Genomic DNA, 19,797 nt, shown 5'->3' with positions numbered 1-19,797 from the left:
TTTTTTGGGGCGCTTCCCCTACCCGTTTATGGTGTATTTTTTTAGTTCAGTAAATCTGTTGCTGTTATTTTCTGTTTGCTTCCATTTAGTCTAAACTCCAGTTATTCGGCAAAAAAATAACCTGTATTGTTTGAGGCAATACATGGTTATTCTGGGTTATTATTCTGTCAATTACTGAGAATAAGTCGGAGTTATTTAATCGTCCTCATCTTCTTCATCTAATTCGTCATCTTCATCTAAATCTTCGTCAAGTTCATCTTCAATATCCTCCTCATCTTCATCCAGGTCTTCGTCTAGTTCGTCATCTAAATCGTCAAGTTCTTCCTCTTCTTGTTCTTGGAAAGAATTACGACGTTCCAAAGATGCGCGGTTGAATTCAACTAAATCTGCTATTGCTTGCTCTGGGTCAGTGCTGATAGTGTCGTACAGCATACTCATGAAAATTGCCACTACTTCTGGTGCATATTTGAGTGCATCTGGTTGTCCAAACAATTTAGTAAATAATTTGGTATTCCATTTTTGCCAATCAAACTTTTTGTTACCACCTTTCTTTTTCACCTGAGCAGCAATATCAAGTCCGAGTTTTTCACGCGCTGCATGACCGATTTTAGTTGAAACACGCGAATCCCGTAGCTGCAACTTAACGCCATATTCTTTGAAGATTAGGTTCCGCAATTCCTTCAACAATGCTAATGCCTCTTCTTGTGGTGAAGCATTCGCTACCTTTGATTTAGTTGTTGCAGATGCGCCATTAGTTTTGGCAGATGTTTTAGTATTAGCTCCGTTGCGATTGTTGTTATTGGTTCTAGCTCTAGCGATAGCCATTTTACAGCTTCCTTTAATGAAGTTAATTTTTCACCTCCTTGCCGCAATCGCGGCTTTTACATCCATTCCCCTTCAATTTCAAACCTATTTTTTTAGATGAACCGGAATTTTGGCGGAGTAGTTTCTGAAATTAACGCTGTGCTGGAGCCGATCGCTCTTTTTCACACAAGAAATATAGCCAACCCGTTAGTAATAATTATCCGTGTGGCTAAAGCATCAGTAATAAATTTGCTCTAAAAGGGGAAAGTAAGTTGTTGAAGTCAGATTTATGAAGTTGACAGACTGGCCTGCTCTAGCTAACCAAAATACTCCAATTGTGGCTGTGGAGTATCATACGCCTGACAGAATGCAAATACTACAGCAGTTTTACCATTGGGGTGAAGAACGTTCTTTGTCAGTCTTTGTCTGGAATCCTGGTTACTGTGGACTACAGCAATTAATTCAGCATCAAAGTCAGTACATCTTACAGTCAACTGACAGGGGTAAAGACGGGGACATTATTCAGTATCTTCTGGAGGAATATCAACCAGGCATTTATTTACTGGAGGGAGTTCTAAATGAGGGTGATGGTAGCAAAATAAGTCAAAAATTTAGCTATCAATTACTAAATGCCTGTCATCAAGCTCTCTGGAGTCAGCAACGTCATTACTGGGTGTTATTGGAAACTTACGTTCAACTACCTCTAGAATTACAGCCTTTTATTCCTGTGCTATCAAATCCACTTCCAGATCAACAGCAGGTACAGATGGTTGTAGAGCAGTTTTGTGATGCCTGGGTTGGAAGTAGCCATCCCCAGCTTCAGCAGTTTGCAGAGTGCGATCGGCTGCGCCGTGCCGTAGGCGATCGCAATTCTTGGTTAAAGACAACAGAAAAAACATCAGCGCTGCAATTGCTCTTTCGTGCCTGTCAGGGTTTACCCATAGGCGAGATAAATATGCTACTACAGCAATGTTTAGGTTTTACAGAGCAGCTTGAGGAAATCGCCCAATTAGTGCTAGAGCATAAAGTTAGCAAACTGCGGGGTCGGGGTTTAGAGTACATTGCTCAACCGGATGTACCTTCAGCCGGGGGATTAGATTTACTGGAGAAAAGGTTGGAAACTATTACCTGTCTACTTCAACCTCAAGCAAAGCAATATGGATTGAAGTTTCCCACTGGGATGCTCTTATGGGGCCCACCAGGTACTGGTAAAAGTCTTTCTGCCAAGTTAGCAGCTAAGAAAATGGGATTGCCACTGTTAGCAGCTAATTGGGGTGTACTACTGGGCGATCCTCATCCCGACAGAGCATTAAAGGAGTTTATTGCTTTGGTGACTTCCCTTTCTCCCTGCGTACTTTATTGGGATGACTTTGATAAAGGCTTTGCTGGCTGGGACTCCAATGCAGATGGAGGTGTAGCACGGCGGCTATCTGCGGCTTTGTTGACTTGGATGCAAGAGCATCAAGAGCCAGTTTATACCATTGCTACTGTCAATCGCTTGTCAATGCTACCTGCGGAGTTAGTTCGCCGTTTTGATGATATCTTTTTTGTGGACTTACCCCATGAAGGGGCAAGATATGAAGTTTTCAATCTACATCTAGCTAAGTATTTTCCAGCATTTCGAGATAATAACTCACCTTGGAGTGATGATCAATGGCGTAGACTTTTGGCTGAATATCGCATTTGCAGTCCAGCAGAAATTGGTAATGCAGTCCGTCGTTGTGCTGAAGAGGCTTTTTATCAAGGTAGACCAGGGGAAATTAAGTTTGAGGATTTGCTGAAACAGCGACAAGAATTCACACCAGCTATGGAGCGAGAGTCAGAACAGATACAGGCAATTCGCAATCAGGCTATTTATGCTAAACCTGTGGCTAGTCTGGATGTTTCTCGATTTGCTTATCAGCATCGGGAGTTATTTGGGTGAGTCGAATGTAATTTTTGAAATTCAGCTTGTGTCGGATTTTAAAATACCGATGGTAGAAGTATGGTTGGGATTATTGCTGGGTGGGTTTACATTAGAACAACGTGGTAATTTTTATCACAACCAAAATATCTGGGTGAAAAGCTCTCTAACTTCGACTGGTGACATCCTTGGGCGCTGACTCTGAGACTACAGCACCGGCTGACCAACCTCACGGGAGCCCTATATTTCCCTTACAAATCAAAATCAAGGCTGAAGGTTTGGTCATCAGAATCCTCTGGTTTAGAGTCTGTAGATAGCTCTTTAGTCGGCTGAATAAGTTGGTTTGACTCAGTATTAATCGGGGTGAAAGCTACTTGTTGAGTAGGGAATGTACCCTTTCTGAAAGCAAAATAACAATCAATGATAAAGTAAAGCGTCTCCAGGTAACTTTTACCTAATTGCTGTGATTCTGCAAATATCCGCTCACGATAGCTATCTTTGATCCGAACTTTTTCCGGTGTCAAGTCTTGTTTGTCTGTCATTGTTATAGCTTCCCAGATGTGTTTGGTGAATTCTTGCTCATAATGGTTTTTGCCATTTCTAGAAGCCCAAAGACATTAGCTTCCACTGGATTATCCAGAATTTTGAAACCGTTCTTTTCTAAGAGCTTCTTAAATCCAGGTAAGAGGCAACCTCCACCTATAGCCCAGATTTCATCCCCTTGGTGCTTGGCATCAAGTGTCAGATTCACCACTTTCTTCAAGTATTTTTCATACCAATCTTTCAAGCAAGCGCTGTAGACATCTTTGATATCTATGTCACGGCTGTACTTGGTATGTCCCATTTCCAGACAAAATCGGATTTTGGAGGCATCCCCGATTTTTCCCCCATTTAGATGTTTCATTTTTTGAGAGATATCATCGATGAGAACTTCTACACCGATGGGATAGGCAGTGTGAACTTCTCGTTTCCCCTGGTTGTAACGAGAATACAGAGTCGTTCCATTGCCAAAGTCCAAAATTGTTAATTTTTTCGGCAGTTGATGGCCAAATAATGCACCCATTCCCTCTAGCACAACTTTCAGCACTTCTACTTTCACCTCTGATTGTTTGCCAGCAAGTATCGGCTGATATTCTCCATTTAGTACTTTTTGCAGTTCGTCAGCCAGACCAACATCATGTAAGCTGACAACTAATTTTAAGTGCCAAGCCTTACGGTGTGGCAGATGTGCCAATGCACCAAATAAAGTCAACAACGCATTATTGACTTTATTTTCATTGTTGTCTGTATTCCGGTCAAAATGATAACCTGTGCGGAAGGCTGATTCTCCAACAGTGTAAGCAGTACCATTAAAAACTACTCGTCCGGGTACATCTTCCATCTCGGCATTGGTTATATAGCTGGGGACACGAACTACTTCAAAGCCATCGACTAAAAGTTTTAGGCTTCCATAACCGTTATCAAAGCCAGCAGGAAAAATTTTTTGTAAGGTATGAATGTTCGACATTGGAGGAAAGGTAATACGGTTCAATTTGTAAAAGTTAGCAGTTGACGAGATATGGGGCAGCAGAGGAGAGAAGAATAAAATGACTACCTCTTTTTTCTCCAGCCTCAAGAGCTTATCATACCCCCTTGGGGGCTAAGTGGGGTATAAAGTGTCAGTCAGTCAAGTGTACCCCATAAAACACCCATATATACCCTATATAGGTGTCAAATACTCATCGAAGTCCTGAATCGTTTTTGGGGTACATATAACCCCTATATAGCCCCCAGCATCATTTTTGAAGTTTTATTTTATTCATAAAATAAAACTGGTTTACTAGATTGCGTCGTTATATAATTTAGCCATTTATGAATGACTAAATTCTGTCTTGATTAAAATCAGCAGCAACTAAATAGGACAAAAACCTATCTTTACAGAACAGCCATCTTCCTTCCCAAAGAGCAAGACTTTTTGAGAGCTAAAGTAATGGCTAAATAGCGTTAAGTACAATTTAGTCATTTACAAATGACTAAATTATATAATGACTAAACAACTTAAAAACAACATTATGCATTATGATATTGACTAACTTACACCATGCTGCTGGTAGTCAGTAAAATGTTAATTCTTACTTGTGCATCCTTGTCCGGTGGCCAGGGAAAAACAACTGTTGCAATCTTGTTGGGTAGAATGCTTGCTCAAACAGGACAGCGTGTACTGATGATTGATGCCGATCCCCAAGCGAACCTAACTTTTTACCTGGGGCACGAAGTTCAGCAGAATCAACCCACACTTTTAGAAGTTCTCAAAAAACAGATAAATACTGAAGACGGTATTTACGAAATCGGAGAAAACCTATGGTTAATTCCTGCTGATGATGGATTAGATAATGCTCAGGAATTTTTGTCCGGGAGCGGTATGGGAGCTATTGTTCTGAGCAAACGCTTAAAAGAGATATCAGATTTATTCCAATACTGCATTGTCGATGCGCCACCTCAGCGATCGCAAATCTGCCTTACATCGTTGGGGGCAGCTGACCATATCATCATTCCTGTAGAAGCATCATCCAAAGGTGTAAATTCTCTCATCCGAACTCTAAGTTTAGTTGAGGAACTTCAAGAAATTGATGCTTTTTCAGGGATAGTGCTTGGCATCTTGCCATTCAGAGATAAATGGGTAGGTAATAACCAAGTCGCACAAAGTAAGGCGAGTATCAGTGCAATGCGAACAATTGCCGAAGAAATAGTCGTTTTACCTTCAATTTTAGAATCTGAACAATTTAAAAAGGCCATAGATAAAGGTGTAAGTTTGTCCTCTCTAGGCTTTGAACAACTCGAAACTCCTTTCCAAGAAATTATCGAGAGGTTACAAAAGAATGTCTGATGTTTTTGAGCGCCTTAAGAAAAAGACACGTCCAAGTGTTCCAGCACGGGATACAACACTTGTAAAAGTACAACATGATAACTTACTAAATGACCAAATTACTGAATTTAGTCATTTATCTGAGAAACCAAAACCGGATTTAGATAGTGAGGAAGTAATAAACGATAAGGTAAGCACTTCTAATCAAGAACAGCAGTTAGAGTTACCCCAGATCATCAGGCGAACAATCAGGTTAGAACAGGATATTGATACCAAGCTAGATACGTTTTGCAATGTAAATAAAATTACTAGAGATACTTTCCTAGAAGGTGCATTTATCGTCTGCTCAGAAAATGAGGAATTATTGCAAGAGGTACTAAACCAAGCTAGAAAACGTTATCAACAGCGTAAACAAGCTGGTGAACAACGCAAATTTCAGACATTGGCTAAGAAAATTAACGTTAACGATTAAGTTAACCCTAATCCATCCGTGATAGGCTACGGGTATTAGCGTTTGCCTAAAGATGCCAGAAGACACTTCAAACTGAGCGCTCCTCATCAGAAAACTGAACAGTCTAGGGTATTGGCTGCCTCTTGTAACAGTTCCACAGTTGTTGCCAAAAGCGTTCGTACACGAGTTAACTGATTTCGGCGCTCAATCCCCAGCCGTGCTTCAGTGTTTCGCGGATCGTCATCATGGCTTAAATGAACAACTTTCACTTTCTGCTGTTTTTCGGATGGTTCAAATATTGGCTCAGTCGCAGTGAGTTTGTTGTATCCATAAACTCCACTTGGGCGCTTCACATTATAATGATGTACTTCACAGCCACCAGGAGCAATGTAGCATCCTTCTAGATTATTTAAGTTATGATGCAATCGTTCAACACAGGCGGCGATCGCTTCCATTTGTGCAGCAACGCCCAGCGATTGTACACTTTGAGGACAACCTCTCGACATCAGCATCATCACTGCCGCTTCGCGGCGCGTGGTTCTAAAGATTTCCTCTCTGCGTTCCCACTCCTGTTGCCGTTGTTGAGAGGCAATCTCCCGCACGCGAATTAGTTCGATTTCCTCGTCTGGAGTCAACTTAATAGCTGCTCCACAAGTTGGATAATTGAAGCATTCTCCAGGGTCAATACCCGGTTGCAACATCATTGAGGCACAGTCAAAGCCAAGTCCACATATCTTACGTGGCATAATTTCAAATTAGTTCTAGCTTAATAAATTTATTTTAATAGCTAGAACCGGAGGCTGTGGGAGGGCATTAATATTAATCGTAGTTTATGTCGGATAAAAGATAAGGGTATCTTATTTTGTCTTCACACCGCGATCGTGTATACTGAATTTTTAAATTCAGAGCCACCGAGTGCGATCGCATAATTATTGTGAATAACCCTGAACTAAATAATTTACCTCCGATTAAACTCATTCCTCTGAACGCTGAAACAGCATTGCTGACTGGGCGCACGGCTAGTACAAGACCACCAACCGATATTCGGTGGGTAAAAGTTCTGGAATTTTTACGCAGCAACAATCTCGCACCCAACAGCCGCAAACTCTACGAACGCGAACTCAAAAGGTTTTTGGCTTGGAGTGAGCTGCACTATCATGAACTGCGTCCACGTCACCTTGCGCTATATAAAGAATATCTCCATGATGAAATACGGACTGATGCAGGTAAACCGCTTTCAAAAAGCAGCATCAATGCGGGAATTGCGGCACTCAAAAGCTTTTTCAAATGGATGTGTTACACGTATCCTGAGATTATTGCTACTAATCCTACACTGGGGATAAAACTGGAAAAAGTGCCACTACCACCAGCCCAGAGTTTAACCCCAGAACAGATGGAACGGGTTTGGTCAGCGTTGGAATTGCTGGGAGAAACAAAGCAACGGGATACAGCACTAGTTCACATTCTCAGTCATGGACTCCGGGCTGGGGAAGTTGTACAGCTAAATGTTGGATCATTTGATGGCAAGCTGCTATTTTTACCAGACACCAAAACCAATGAACCGCGCCTAGTGCCACTGCGAAAAGAGAGCCGGGAGGTTTTAGCAGAGTATTTGCTTACGCGCTCACAGCAAGGAGAGGTGTTGTCCAGCCTTAGCCCACTGATGATTTCACACCATGCTTCATACAAAGGTGAACGCTTAAGTTATCACGGCATTTACTTCGCTGTGGAAAAAATTGGTGAAATAGCTCACATTGAGGATTTACATCCTCACTCCTTTCGTCACACCTACGCTACTGACTTATTGCTATTGGGAGTTGACCCCAGCCATGCACGAAAATTAACAGGGCATCAAAGCGAGAAAGCGTTTCGGCGGTACACGCTTCGCAGTGAACAAGAAGCGGCGATCGCTGCCTACTATCGTGCCATTGGCGAAGAAGTGGAGTAAGGTATGCCCAAGCCACTTGATCCCAAATGTCAGCTATGCTCCAAATTACCAGCTTCTCAAGCTAAACTACTGCATGGGCCACAAGGGGACGGGTGTTGGAATCCAAAAGTCTGCCACAATCGCCGTTCGTTTTACCGCCACCGCTCGCAGAAGAATTCAGCAGAAATTGATGCGATGGGCTACGCCCGACCGGAGGTCATCGCAGTCGAACCACCAGCAACATATTTTGCAGTGCTGTATTTGTATAAAGAACCGGGGGATAAGCCGTTGCACGCCTTGGGTGCAGAACTCTGGCTTGGGCAAAAGCCTATTTGTCGCCTAGAACCAATTCACTGTTTTGGGCTAACTGTCCTTTGAATCATAATGTGAGAAAAATTTTGATCCATAAATTAGAAAAGAGTTAACGAAAATTCAGGCTTTCGCGCCAATCACAAAATTAAACTTTGCATTCATACATGAGAGAGAGTTGAAATTCTGAATCATAATTAGAGAATGAGTTGAAAAAACACATTTGGACAAAACTTGTACAAAAAATCTCTAAAAAAATTGCCCAATTATAAACTTTCAATTCAAAATATGGTTCAAATGCCCATGTTATGGTTCAAAACTTCTGTTTTAGTAGATATCTGAGTAAAAATAAAATATTTCATTGTCCAAGCGATCGCTCTGTTGTTGGGCGATCGCCTACTCAAATCGTGGCTGAATAATAATGATAATCAAACCGAAAGGAGGGATACGAGCGGCGCTCGTATCCCTCCTTTCATCTTCTAAACGATAATCATTATTAGTAAAAAAACTCGAATGTTAAAAGTGAAGGATAAACTGAGGTACTCATTTTTGAAGCATATCATGAGTTAAAATCTCATTTTTTGTTTCAAATCACACTAACGGCTGGCAAGATCCGTGCCTATACAGATCAGGTATTGCAAGCATTTGCATTTCAATATGGTGTCTCACTGTATCAATATAAGGATATGTTTGAGATTACCTCAAGCTACTGCCCAGTGCGACCCTGCCCATTAAATCCTGAATCTTTTCGATGACCACATACCGCCAATTAACAATCTGGGATGTGCTGGATGAGATGTCAGAAGCTCCACCAACATCAACACTAGCACCGGTGTGGGAATGTTTAGATGTCGAGCTAGAAAATTTACCCTTGGAGGCACAGTTATCAACCGCAGCGTTTGCCTTCAGTCAAATTGCGGATATTCTTAAGTCTCGTGCCGAAGTGCTGTTGCAAGATACCCGCTCTCTTCATAGCCCAAAGGGGCCAATTGTTAGTACCGATATATTTGCTGGGTTAGTACGGACAACAATGCACTTAGATTTAGATGATTTGATTGAACCGGAAATACCACAAACGTTTAAACCGCATAGGCCACACCAATTTTCACATCCTACTGAAGAAGGTGATTCTGTAATAGCACCTGTTGAGAAAGCGAATGTTTTGGCAATGCTCGATGAGGTGACGAGTTTAGAAGATGTTTACAAGTTGGCAGGTGATGAAGATGTGCAAGAATGGCAAGGCGCGATCGCCAAATATCTTCTACATGTAAAAGACGAAATTTCCTTAAATAAACTACAAAGTGCATTGAAAATATCTATAGTTGAGGTATGGCTGGGACTGTTGCTAGGTAATTTTACATTAGAGCAACGTGGAGATTTTTATAACAGCCAGGATATTTGGATAATTACAAACGCTGATAAACTTGTTATAAAATAGGCTTATAGCTAGGATAAAGTGGATGAAAATAGTCTATAAATTAATTTTTGGCTATTAAGTAGTAGAAATTTTTGTATGAACAATTCAATTATTTGCTGACAAAATTAAATTGAGAAGATTTAGAGAGCGAGAGTTAAGAAAGTAATTTGCTTTAAACAAACTACGACGAATTTGTGCCAAATCGTAACTTTTAAAAATTACCCAAGGAAAATCAGGGTAGCCATTACCAATAGGAAGAAAATCATTAGTAGGGTATAAAGCTTTAATATAACGCTCTAGTAAAATACGAAAATCAAAACTCATAGGAGAATTTGCATCTCCTATGAATGAGGATTGAAGAATTTCATCCTTTAACAAAAAATGTAGGGGAATAGCTAAGTACTGATCGCTAAAATTACTAGAATCGCTTATTTGCTGAGTGTTACCCTCATTTTGGAGCAGGTGTTCTATAAAATCAATGGCAAACAAAATTTCATTTTTGATATTTTCTGAGTAATCACCTTGACTGATATTTTTTAGTGCATTCCTAAAGTTTGTTGTTATATAAGAGCGAATTTGAGAATAAGGATCTATACTATAACGTGATGTTACAGTATGATTATTCATTGGGATAATCAATAATGAACCGTCCATGTAAACCTGCGGACTAATTTCTATTTCTAACAATTCAGCCATACAGGAACATTGGTCAAAGAAAAAATCCACTCCTAGCTCCAATAAGGACAGCAAGCTAATTTTTTTTCTAGCTGGTTGCTGGACAACAGAAGAATTGGATATGCGAGGAGATTGAATTAGAAATTCGGATGACTTAAATAAAGTAAACAGATTTTCACAAACAAGTTTAATATCCTGATCATCTGGATGTAACCGCTGGTGACTTCGTAGTAACTGCATCAAAGATTTAATCCGAGTGCTGAAAGTCTCACCGCTTGAATATATCGCTTTACCACCGACGGGAATCATGGCTACGTTGTGTCCACCTAAATTCCCAGCACCCAAAATTCGCGTCATTATCGCCGCCCGTAAGACGAGTAGAGAACCTATTAAATTCGCGGCGCGGGTACTTTTACTTTGTTGATTATTAGGTGCATTTGTAAAAACTTTTTCAATAATGTAAACTGTTATTTTCTTATGAGCGCGGTCATTATTTTGTCCCTCACCAAACTCACCTCTACCTCGATAAATTACCTGAATTATCTCCATCAGGTTATTTTCTATCTGAAATCTTGGTAGTTCAACAATTATGTGTTTAGCAAGGGGAAAAGAAATACCACGAGCCGCAGATGATGTCATAAACACTACCCGTACCTGATTCTTGCGTTTGAGCAGCATTTCCAGATCAGCTACTTGGGAATGTATCTCTAGATAAATATCATTTTTCTCGAAGCCAAAAAGTCTCTTTTTGACTAGGGAAATTAATTGTCTTAGACGTTGTTTATCCTGGATATAAACAATTAATTGTCCTAATTCTGGGTGATTAACATAGTGGATTATTTCGTTTATTAAAGACTCATCTCGTGCTGATTGACCAGGTGTAAATTTAATGGAACCATCATCGTTGATTTTGTTCACTTCAAAAAACACTTGGTAAGTTATCTCAATTTGTTTAGCTGGATATGAGTTAACATTAATAACAGCAGAATCAACATTGCCTGGCGGTGCAGAATAACCGCCAAAAGAGAGATAACTAACTTCTAATGGTTCTTGCTTTTTATCAACAAAAGAACAATAGATTTTATCTGGTTCCGCTTCCTTTGTACCGAGATGCGGTTTAACAACATCAAGACCTGTAAGAGAAGCATCGGCAATAATCAACTTTGTATTGAAACCGTATGAAGGGTCAAATAACTCAAGTTTTTTTCCTAACCATTTCTTCATAGAGTGAAACCACTCAACTCCAGCATTGTCACCTGTTACTTCGTCAATCATGACAATGATATGCTTTAGGCGTGAAGATAATTCACTCATTAACTCCGGAATTACATCACCATTATTTGTAACTGAACGAAATAGTCTCTCGAAATTATCTAATGAGTCACCTCCACTATTCAATTTGCGGAGGGATTGAGTTGAGCAGGTAATTACAATTTTATTTTTTTGCTGTTTGATGAGAATATGACCTGCGTCACATAAACTTCTAATAACTCCGGTTCCGGATTTGTTGTTGTAGCCGAGCGAAGAGCGGGACTGACGATTTATTAAATTCTTTCGGTTGGTATTCCGTTTTTTATCATATTCTGCACCATGAAAAGTTACCCCTAAGCTTTCAAAAGTTTGGTTATTGCCATTAGAATAATATCTCACCGTAGGCTGGTTATTATTGGTAGCAATCAGAGCGTGACTCGTGGAAATACAATACAGGTCATCAGCGAACAAATTACCTGTTTTTCTATCTATAAATTTATTAACCGTGTCTTCGTTTACAGAGAGACGCGGACTAATGTAGAAAAACAGGAAACCCTCGTGAGCATGTTCGCGGATAAAATTCACCACCGCTGTTGTTTTACCAATACCCGGATTCCCGGTTAGAAACAGATTACGATAATTACCTGACAGATGTTCCTGAATTATTTTTGCGTGGGCATTTATTAAAGAAATTTGCTCAGTTAGATGGTATTTTTCACTGATTGAAGTATCTAAAAAATCTGAGGGATTATTAAAATTTGTAAGTATTTCACTGAAACACACAGTTTTATCTTCTGTAACATTAGTATCACATAATGAGTCCATAAAATTGTGGACTTTTTGTTCATGAGAAAGTTTATCTGGCTGAGATTTTTCTATTAATTCTTCTCTTACCGAAATTCCTACTTGTTCAAGCGAACGTGAAAGACAATATACAGTATTTTTTTTAATTAAATTAAGCATCTTAAACAGCGTATTTTCATAAGTATTGATGGAATTTTCTCTATCCGACTTTTGCCGTCCCTTCATCGATTTATATGCCTCGGCGCAAAGGTCAAGAATGTGAAAGTCCTCCCGGCTAACATTTAAGGTGCTAATTCCTCGTGTAGTGTAACCTATCGTTGTCACTTGTACGGTCGCATCCTTGGGTATTCTATTTTCTGAATCAAGAAATTTGACGAAACTTGCTGAGTATGATGCTGCCTGTACCAACTTAACAAAATCTTTGTCGTAATAAGAAAAAGCTGTAAGATAATCCTGAATATATTGCCCTATTAATTGCTGATTAGTCCCTTTTTGGGTGTCAATTTTTAATTGATGATAAACACTTTTGGACATTAAATAACGCAGTTCTGCTTTTAAATATCCAAGAATAGACGAAGCGCTTGATAAATTCCATAACTCAAACTGTTCTTGTTCATGTCTTGACTCATCATTATCTTTCTGAGAATTCAATTCATTATCCTGATTATTCTCCACAGTAAAGGCGGACAAATCAACACAAATAATGTAATATTCCTTGTTTTTTTCTCCGTCTTTCGACATCAGCATCAATGTATCCGCTTTTAAAAATTCTCCTGTGTCGGCATACTTATTTATATAAGGTGTAACCTTATCTGCGGTAATATCAAACTGCGAAAGAATCTGAGAGTATCGGTCATGCTGATGTTTTTCTAGCGTTCTCATGCTGGCTTCATCTGAGAGGCAGCATTGCATATACAGTAGTTCCCAGTTTCTATTAGAAGCGGACGAAAATTCCAAGGAGTCCATCAATTCCTTCCATAAACCTAAACCACCGAGATGACCTCGTAAGAGTAAAAATTTACCCCATGCAGCCCATATTCTTTGACTCTCCGCATCAATAAATCCTTCTAACAGTTTCATCTCAACAAGTTTATTGACTACTCCTCGATGATTGATACGTTTCAGGTCATCAATGAATAAATCCATGTGGGCATATTTCATCCCTGATTGATGAATTGCTGTCAATATTCCTGCATTGAATGCTAACTCGAAAAGATGTCCCTGAGCTTCTCTTATTTTCATTTTTAATTTATTATAAGAATTATATTCAGCTTTTCAACAATAATTTGCTGAGTTCATCAAGGTGTGATTGATATAAATAAAATGTCTTATAGTTCAATTAAAATTGAACTTGAACATTACCGTTTTCAATCTCCCAACGATTATTTTCTAGTATCAAGTAAATTCGTTCTCGTAAAATTGGGTGGTTATAGTGCCTCACTAAGAAATCATTATAATCTCTAGGAAGTTCTGTCCACGGGTCTGTTATTTCGTGTTTATCCAAAAAATTCTCAATCTCTTGAAGAAAGGCAAGTAGGGTTTGAGATGAATTGGCAGAATCATTAATCACATCTTTTACATCTCTTGAGTCACCCAAGGCGTTGTCAACTTCTGTCAACCATGCAAGATAATTCATCTGCACCCCAGGAATGCAATGCTTACCTCTTGCCGATGATCTGCCGATTGCATTATCGCCAATTATATCGTTAAGTGGGTCAAGCTTAGGTAACAATTTCTCCGACTTACTTTGTTTCTTTTCGTATCTGGAATAATGCAATAGTGTCAAATAAAACGTAATATCATTTTTTAATTGACCTTCCTTAATTAGACCATTCATAACCTTCGTCATGTCGAGTGCATCACCTGGATGAGCATTCAAAAGTGTTGAATAAGTCGTTGCAGTGTTATAAAAAGTCCTATCTTTCTCTATGGTCTTTACTGTAAGCAAATTAAAAAATATTACCTGGGAGCGATTGGGGTCGTTAAATAAGTTACTTAGTTGTCGTACATCCTGAATATATAAGGTTTCTTCTTGAGTTTTATCGTCAATGCACAAGGCACTGTAACTGTCATATAAAGCAGGGTATATTATTAGATCATCGGCAATATCTTTGAGGAACTTTATTATATCGGGTGACATAAAAAATAATTCATTTTGTTGGTCTGTCACTCGCAATTGTTCAGAAAAGGGAGTTTTAGCGATGTATAAAACATCCTTAAAACCCTTATCGTACATCTCATTAATTACATCTCGAAGCGCCCACGGAGTGCGATGCAATTCATCTAACCAGTAATTACCTGCTAAAGTTTTAACTCGATTTATCTTTATACCAGTTTCGGTGTCCTCCACCGCTACTATTTCACCTGTCAAATTCGCAATATAATTATCTTCCAAACGTGACGAACGAGCATCACACTTGTTACTAGACACCATTACTATTAATAATTTTTTTAGTATCCGTTTATCGTTATTTTTGCTATGGTATTTTTGAGGTAATACAGAGTACAGTGATTTCTTCGCATTAGCAATTCTAAAACGGTCAATTTCCGGTAAAACTATCCCTTGAGAATTGATGAACATAAAATCACTTAATAAGTGATTCCATTCTTTAACCGTTTGACGAATTAGTGCTTCCTGTTGTGTTGTTTTTTCTTCCGGTGTTTCATGCAGTATCCACTGCCCTACAAATAAACTTTTGTTTTTTTTCACCCTACTAGTGAGAAGTTCTAGGATTATAAATCCAAGGGTCTTTAATGTAAGCTCGTATTTGAAACGCCCTTCTTCTGTAGCTTTTTCTAAAGAAACCTCCCCTATTTGAAACTCTATAATTGAGCCATCAAATACAACACTGCTGAGTAAATCACTAGCTTCGTCAGCATTGTTAAGTGTATTAACTTGCTTCAGGAGATCAGGTTTTTTACCTAATAATTGTGCAAGTTGTTTTATATTTTTTTTATCGCGCTCAAACTGTTGTGCATTATTAGATTTTACAAACTTATGAAAGACAGTGAGCATTTGTATATCGTCAGTTTGATAAGCCATATCAAACTCACATTTTTTTGCTGCTCGATAGAAATTATCTGTCTCAAATTTCAGCTTTACGGGTAGCTGGATAATTGCTTCTTTTGTTACCCCCTGTAGGGAAATAAAGATATGCTTGAGACATTGTTTCAAATTACCCGAAGAAAGTTCTTCTGCAAAAAATCTATCGGTACTACTTATTTCTGTCAATTCAGAAACCAGTAATTTCTTTGATATCCCAATACTTATTTGTTTCTCATCTGATAATAAAAAATTTGGATATTTTAAATATTTTTGGATAAGTTTTACTATTGTTTTTAGGTTGTGTGAAACTAAATCTTGATTAATATCACTAACAAACTGCACCAACAAGTTTTGCTTATTTGCATCACTCTGATTATCTGGGTTACTGAAAATAGGCAATACTTTGTCTGTAAAATCCTTAACTACATCAAATTGGAGAACATCTTGATAACGATAATTTACTTCTGAGGGATCTGAGGGATTAGGACACGCAAATGCAAAATAATAAAGAATAAAATATTTAATTATTTTTTCAACCTGCCAATCTCTTTCTTGCGGGGGTTTTTCATCAATTTGTTGATTATTTAAGTTTGAATTTGGGTTAATTATGTCAAGTCCGTAAGCGAATGAAGTAGCGTATTTAACTGGATTATTGACGCGCCCATTGAATTTAAATTTTAATCCAAAAGTTATTGATGTTATACCTAAACGTGGGTCATCTGTCTGCCCAATACAACCATTAATTTGCCCAACAATAGGTAATTCAAAAAAAGCATCCCTACGAGAAAATAATTCTTTAATATTTACGGTCACACCCTGATATATTAAATCGTAATAATCATCAGCTTTCTTCGGGTCATTGATGAATTTTTCTAATAATCTAATGCGTCTACTGTAGTCTTTCAAATAAAATGATGCTTCGTGGGATGATATTTGACGTGAATTTTCTCCTTTACCATCCTTATATATGACTTCTCTGTTTTTACTTAAATCGTTACATTCTTCACCAATCACTTCTGCCCAAAATTCTAAAAAATTTATCTCCGCTTCTCTTTTTAATCTTCCGATTGTTTCTTGATTAATTAATTTTTCAAGTAATGATAATTCCTGAGAGCCATGAATCTTGATAGACTCCAGATTAGTTCTTACATTGCGAATTACATAATCAGATAGTTCTGACTCATCATTCATCTTCAGACGAACATAGTTTTCTAGTGCCGTTAATACAAGTTCGCGGAATCGAGTTGCACTATTTATTTCTATGGTGACTTTGTGGTTTATAATCGCAGGATTATCAAACTCAGACTCTAAGGCTAGTTCTTGGCTACCTAATCCAGGCGACTGGGGAAAATCCCAGGTAAATAAGGAAGAGTTTTGAGGTTTTTTTGCCAAGGGCGTAAGCATTGAATCAATTAATTGCTCAATGATATTATCTGCGATTTGTGCATTGGAATTTAAACCTGTGCTATTCCTAATTTCATCTATTAAAAGTTTGGATAAAGTCGCTTTTATTGATTTAATTTTATTTTTAAATACCTCGCGACAAGCATCGGTCATATTTATTGACGCTCGATATGTTTTTTCGTCTTTTGACAACGGTAATCTTATATCTTTAGCTTTAGCTATCTGGTAAGCAAAGGCATGAATATCAACGATTAATCTTAATCTCCCGTTATTAGAGTCTTTTTTCAAAAAAAATATTTTTCCTCCTGACTCTCCATTCAATTCCTCATCTATTTTTGAGAGCAAATCTCTATAATCTGGTCGCGGTAGTCGATTTCTTTCTTCCCTTAACTGATTCTGATTCTCCACTCTGTATCGCCCCTTTTTTAGTTAAGTGAAACCGGGTTATGTGTTGTTTAGCTTCTTATAATTAGCTCAATATAATACAACTAATATTACGAAGAAATCATTTTATATTCACAAAAATAGACCCTTTTCAGGGAAAGTATATAGCCATTGCCTGTACCCCACATTTCGCAGGTGCGATCGTAAATACTTTATTTTGAAAAATGACCTAAATGCAGCATTTTGGAAGCATTACAGCATCACCATTAGATATAAGAGTACAGGATATTGACCACTGCGGGATAGTCGCAGGCATCTGTGACGAAATGGAACTAGTAGAGCAAATCAATGGCTGCTTGTTGCCGTTGCCATCCGCAAGAAATAATCAGTGCAGGTCAAGTGGTAAAAGCAATGATTCTCAACGGATTAGGGTTTGTCAGCGCCCCATTATATCTGTTTGAAAAATTTTTTATTGGCAAAGCTACAGAACACCTACTGGGAGAGGAGATACATCCAGAACACTTAAACGATGACCGTCTAGTTCATTATCAACAAATAACTTTTGCTTGAATGCTAATCACTCGTCTTAATTTCATCCTAATTTCATATCTGTGTGAAAAACTATTAAGTTAAGTGGTTAAGTTAGCTTCGCGAACAAATTCCAAGAGCGAAACGCTAGCTTGCTTGCCAAAAGCGGTTCCCCAAATCCCGCTTAAAAAGTCAACCAACGTCTAAGCACAAATCCAGACCATAGTAACTCAAGGACACAAAATAGCGATGGGAATCTCTAACAGTCTCCAACCACCTACAGTAATTCGTTGTGTTTCCGGCACAGTCCTGAGCCTTTTATTACTGACAACTCCCACATCTGTGTTAGCTGGTGCTGGACACGATCATACTGGTGGAAGTTCATTTCAGGGTAGTGGAAGCGAAGCAAGTGGTTCTGTCGAAGTTGATGCCGAAACCGCCCAGAGGTTGGGAATTAAAGTCGAACCAGTGAAACGGCAACGGCTAGCTTTGGGTATTAAAAGCACTGGACAGATTGAAACCTTACCTAGCCAAAAAGTGGAAGTGAATACCCCTATTACAGGGGCAAAAGTGGTTGAATTGTTGGTGGAACCCGGTGCTGTAGTCAAAAAAGGTCAACCCCTTGCCGTTGTCACCAGTCCTGACTTGGTGGAGTTACGGGTGAGTTCCCAAGAAAAACGAGCGGAAGCTATAGCTTCTTTGCAGCAAGCGCAAGCCGATTCAAGATTAGCTCAACAAAATTATCAAAGATATTTACAAATATCTAACGCCGACATTGCCCAAGCACAAAGCCAGGTAGCATTTGCTGAAGAAAAATATAATAAGGATTTACAGTTAGCTAATGAAGGCGCTTTACCACGTCGCAACGCGCTCGAATCTCAAACACAATTAGCGGAAGCAAAAGCCAAACTCACCTCAGCTAACAGCAGACGAGATATCATTGAAAGCGAAGCCCAAATGAAACGTGCTCAGTCTGCTGTTCAAGTAGCACAAGAGCGTTTACGTCTTAGTGATTCTGCTTATAATACTAGACTGCAACAAATAGGCAACCGTCCTAACGCCAAGGGATTGGTGACAGTGACTGCTCCCATCTCCGGTAAAGTTGCCGATCGCCAAGTTACCCTTGGTCAAACTTTTAATGATGCAGGTGGCACACTCATGACTATTGTCAATGATAGTCGGGTTTTTGCCACAGCCAATATTTATGAAAAAGATTTAGACAAAGTAAAAGTAGGTCAAAGAGTAAGTCTAAAAGTTGCTAGCTTACCAGACCGTACCTTTTCTGGAAGGATTACACAGATTGGTGCGGTAGTACAAGGGGAAACACGGGTTGTCCCAGTACAAGCTGAAGTAAATAATCCAGGCGGACAACTCAAACCTGGAATGTTTGCGGAATTGGAGGTACTAACAAACCAAGCATCCGCACCTATCTTGGCGGTTCCTAGCTCGGCTGTAGTTGATGCGAATGGGAAAAAAATGATCTACGTCCAAAATGGGAATGCTTTCCAATCTGCGGAAGTGACCTTGGGCCAAACCTCTGGGGACATGGTTGAGGTGAAGACGGGTTTGTTTGAGGGAGATGCGATCGTCACCCAACGTGCGCCCCAACTTTACGCTCAATCATTGCGGGGTGATAATAAACCAAAAGAAGAACACAACGAAGAAAGCGGTTCTCCCGCAGAAGAAACTGAAGTTAAAACTAACAGTTTCTCACCACCCTTGTGGTTAACAGCAGGTGGAGGAGCAGCACTTGCGACAGTTGCTTTCATGGGAGGTGCTTTTTGGTCTAATCGTCGTACCCGTTCACGTTTAGTACCAGCAGGTAATTTAGAGTACGACGGGTTCAATTATGAAACAGAGGTTTATCTCGATAACCACAAGCAACCAACCCTGTCTACTTCTGATAAAAATGTTGAGGAGCATGATCGTCCTCGAAATTCAGATGGTATTTAGAAATTAGTGAAGTTGCAGATAATAACTGAAGTTGGGTTCTGTTAGATTTTCTAACATCAAACCAACCTACAGCAAGACTATTTAGATTGTAAACAG

The 19,797-nt window shown here is 39.1% G+C and carries 14 protein-coding genes and 2 pseudogenes; 10 read left to right on the top strand and 6 right to left on the bottom strand.

The genetic code is table 11. The features are described 5' to 3' along the window. Window positions 1–195: 195 nt before the first annotated feature. Window positions 196–825, bottom strand: coding sequence for a primosomal protein (locus AACW45_RS29585; RefSeq protein WP_190636610.1), 630 nt, complete (start codon window positions 823–825; stop codon window positions 196–198). A gap of 268 nt (window positions 826–1,093) precedes the next feature. Here AACW45_RS29585 and AACW45_RS29580 point away from each other — a divergent pair, with 268 nt between their 5' ends. Further along, a complete protein-coding gene (locus AACW45_RS29580; protein ID WP_190636608.1) occupies window positions 1,094–2,728 on the top strand; it encodes an ATP-binding protein in 1,635 nt (544 codons plus the stop codon). Window positions 2,729–2,756: 28 nt separating this feature from the next. Beyond that, window positions 2,757–2,906, top strand: a complete 150-nt coding sequence (locus AACW45_RS29575; protein WP_190636619.1) for a hypothetical protein — start codon at window positions 2,757–2,759, stop codon at window positions 2,904–2,906. Between the two features lie 52 nt (window positions 2,907–2,958). Here AACW45_RS29575 and AACW45_RS29570 read toward each other — a convergent pair whose 3' ends face one another. Further along, on the bottom strand, window positions 2,959–3,249 hold the full coding sequence (locus AACW45_RS29570; RefSeq protein ID WP_104902259.1) for a hypothetical protein: 291 nt from the start codon (window positions 3,247–3,249) through the stop codon (window positions 2,959–2,961). A 2-nt stretch (window positions 3,250–3,251) separates the two neighbouring features. Beyond that, window positions 3,252–4,214 (bottom strand): ParM/StbA family protein, encoded by a 963-nt coding sequence (locus tag AACW45_RS29565; RefSeq protein ID WP_190636607.1) that lies wholly within the window; start codon window positions 4,212–4,214, stop codon window positions 3,252–3,254. A 573-nt stretch (window positions 4,215–4,787) separates the two neighbouring features. Between AACW45_RS29565 and AACW45_RS29560 the strand changes: the two genes are divergently transcribed. Further along, window positions 4,788–5,573, top strand: coding sequence for a ParA family protein (locus AACW45_RS29560; RefSeq protein WP_306415014.1), 786 nt, complete (start codon window positions 4,788–4,790; stop codon window positions 5,571–5,573). Further along, on the top strand, window positions 5,566–6,024 hold the full coding sequence (locus AACW45_RS29555; protein ID WP_190636605.1) for a hypothetical protein: 459 nt from the start codon (window positions 5,566–5,568) through the stop codon (window positions 6,022–6,024). Before AACW45_RS29560 ends, AACW45_RS29555 begins: the two co-directional genes overlap by 8 nt. A gap of 86 nt (window positions 6,025–6,110) precedes the next feature. Here the strand turns inward: AACW45_RS29555 and AACW45_RS29550 are convergent, their stop codons facing one another. Beyond that, window positions 6,111–6,749, bottom strand: coding sequence for a hypothetical protein (locus tag AACW45_RS29550; protein WP_199331262.1), 639 nt, complete (start codon window positions 6,747–6,749; stop codon window positions 6,111–6,113). Window positions 6,750–6,934: 185 nt separating this feature from the next. On the opposite strand from AACW45_RS29550, the gene AACW45_RS29545 reads away from it, so the two are divergent. The 3 genes and pseudogenes from AACW45_RS29545 (at window position 6,935) to AACW45_RS29535 (ending at window position 9,677) form a co-directional block, all read left to right on the top strand. Beyond that, a complete protein-coding gene (locus tag AACW45_RS29545; RefSeq protein WP_190636614.1) occupies window positions 6,935–7,951 on the top strand; it encodes a tyrosine-type recombinase/integrase in 1,017 nt (338 codons plus the stop codon). 3 nt (window positions 7,952–7,954) lie between these two features. Next, window positions 7,955–8,299: pseudogene (locus tag AACW45_RS29540) on the top strand (hypothetical protein); the annotation flags it as partial. A 691-nt stretch (window positions 8,300–8,990) separates the two neighbouring features. Further along, window positions 8,991–9,677, top strand: coding sequence for a hypothetical protein (locus AACW45_RS29535; RefSeq protein ID WP_190636603.1), 687 nt, complete (start codon window positions 8,991–8,993; stop codon window positions 9,675–9,677). Window positions 9,678–9,761: 84 nt separating this feature from the next. Here the strand turns inward: AACW45_RS29535 and AACW45_RS29530 are convergent, their stop codons facing one another. Then, window positions 9,762–13,628, bottom strand: a complete 3,867-nt coding sequence (locus AACW45_RS29530; protein ID WP_190636602.1) for an ATP-binding protein — start codon at window positions 13,626–13,628, stop codon at window positions 9,762–9,764. Window positions 13,629–13,725: 97 nt separating this feature from the next. Further along, complete coding sequence (locus AACW45_RS29525; protein ID WP_190636600.1) at window positions 13,726–17,244, bottom strand: hypothetical protein; 3,519 nt, start codon at window positions 17,242–17,244, stop codon at window positions 13,726–13,728. Between the two features lie 209 nt (window positions 17,245–17,453). On the opposite strand from AACW45_RS29525, the pseudogene AACW45_RS29520 reads away from it, so the two are divergent. From AACW45_RS29520 to AACW45_RS29515, 3 genes and pseudogenes are all read left to right on the top strand, one after another. After that, window positions 17,454–17,760, top strand: a pseudogene (locus tag AACW45_RS29520) (DUF4277 domain-containing protein); the annotation flags it as partial. Between the two features lie 93 nt (window positions 17,761–17,853). Continuing rightward, entirely contained in the window at window positions 17,854–17,955 is a 102-nt protein-coding gene (locus AACW45_RS38500; RefSeq protein WP_368736700.1) for a tail fiber protein, read from the top strand. 42 nt (window positions 17,956–17,997) lie between these two features. After that, the gene (locus tag AACW45_RS29515; RefSeq protein WP_190636598.1) at window positions 17,998–19,701 is read left to right on the top strand and encodes an efflux RND transporter periplasmic adaptor subunit; all 1,704 of its coding nucleotides are present in this window, start codon (window positions 17,998–18,000) and stop codon (window positions 19,699–19,701) included. The last annotated feature ends 96 nt before the right edge of the window (window positions 19,702–19,797 follow it).

Source organism: Calothrix sp. FACHB-168 (assembly GCF_963889195.1).
Lineage (GTDB): Bacteria > Cyanobacteriota > Cyanobacteriia > Cyanobacteriales > Nostocaceae > Aulosira > Aulosira anomala_A.
The sequence above is the reverse complement of the archived record's forward strand: the minus strand, read 5'-3'. Positions and strand labels throughout refer to the sequence as shown.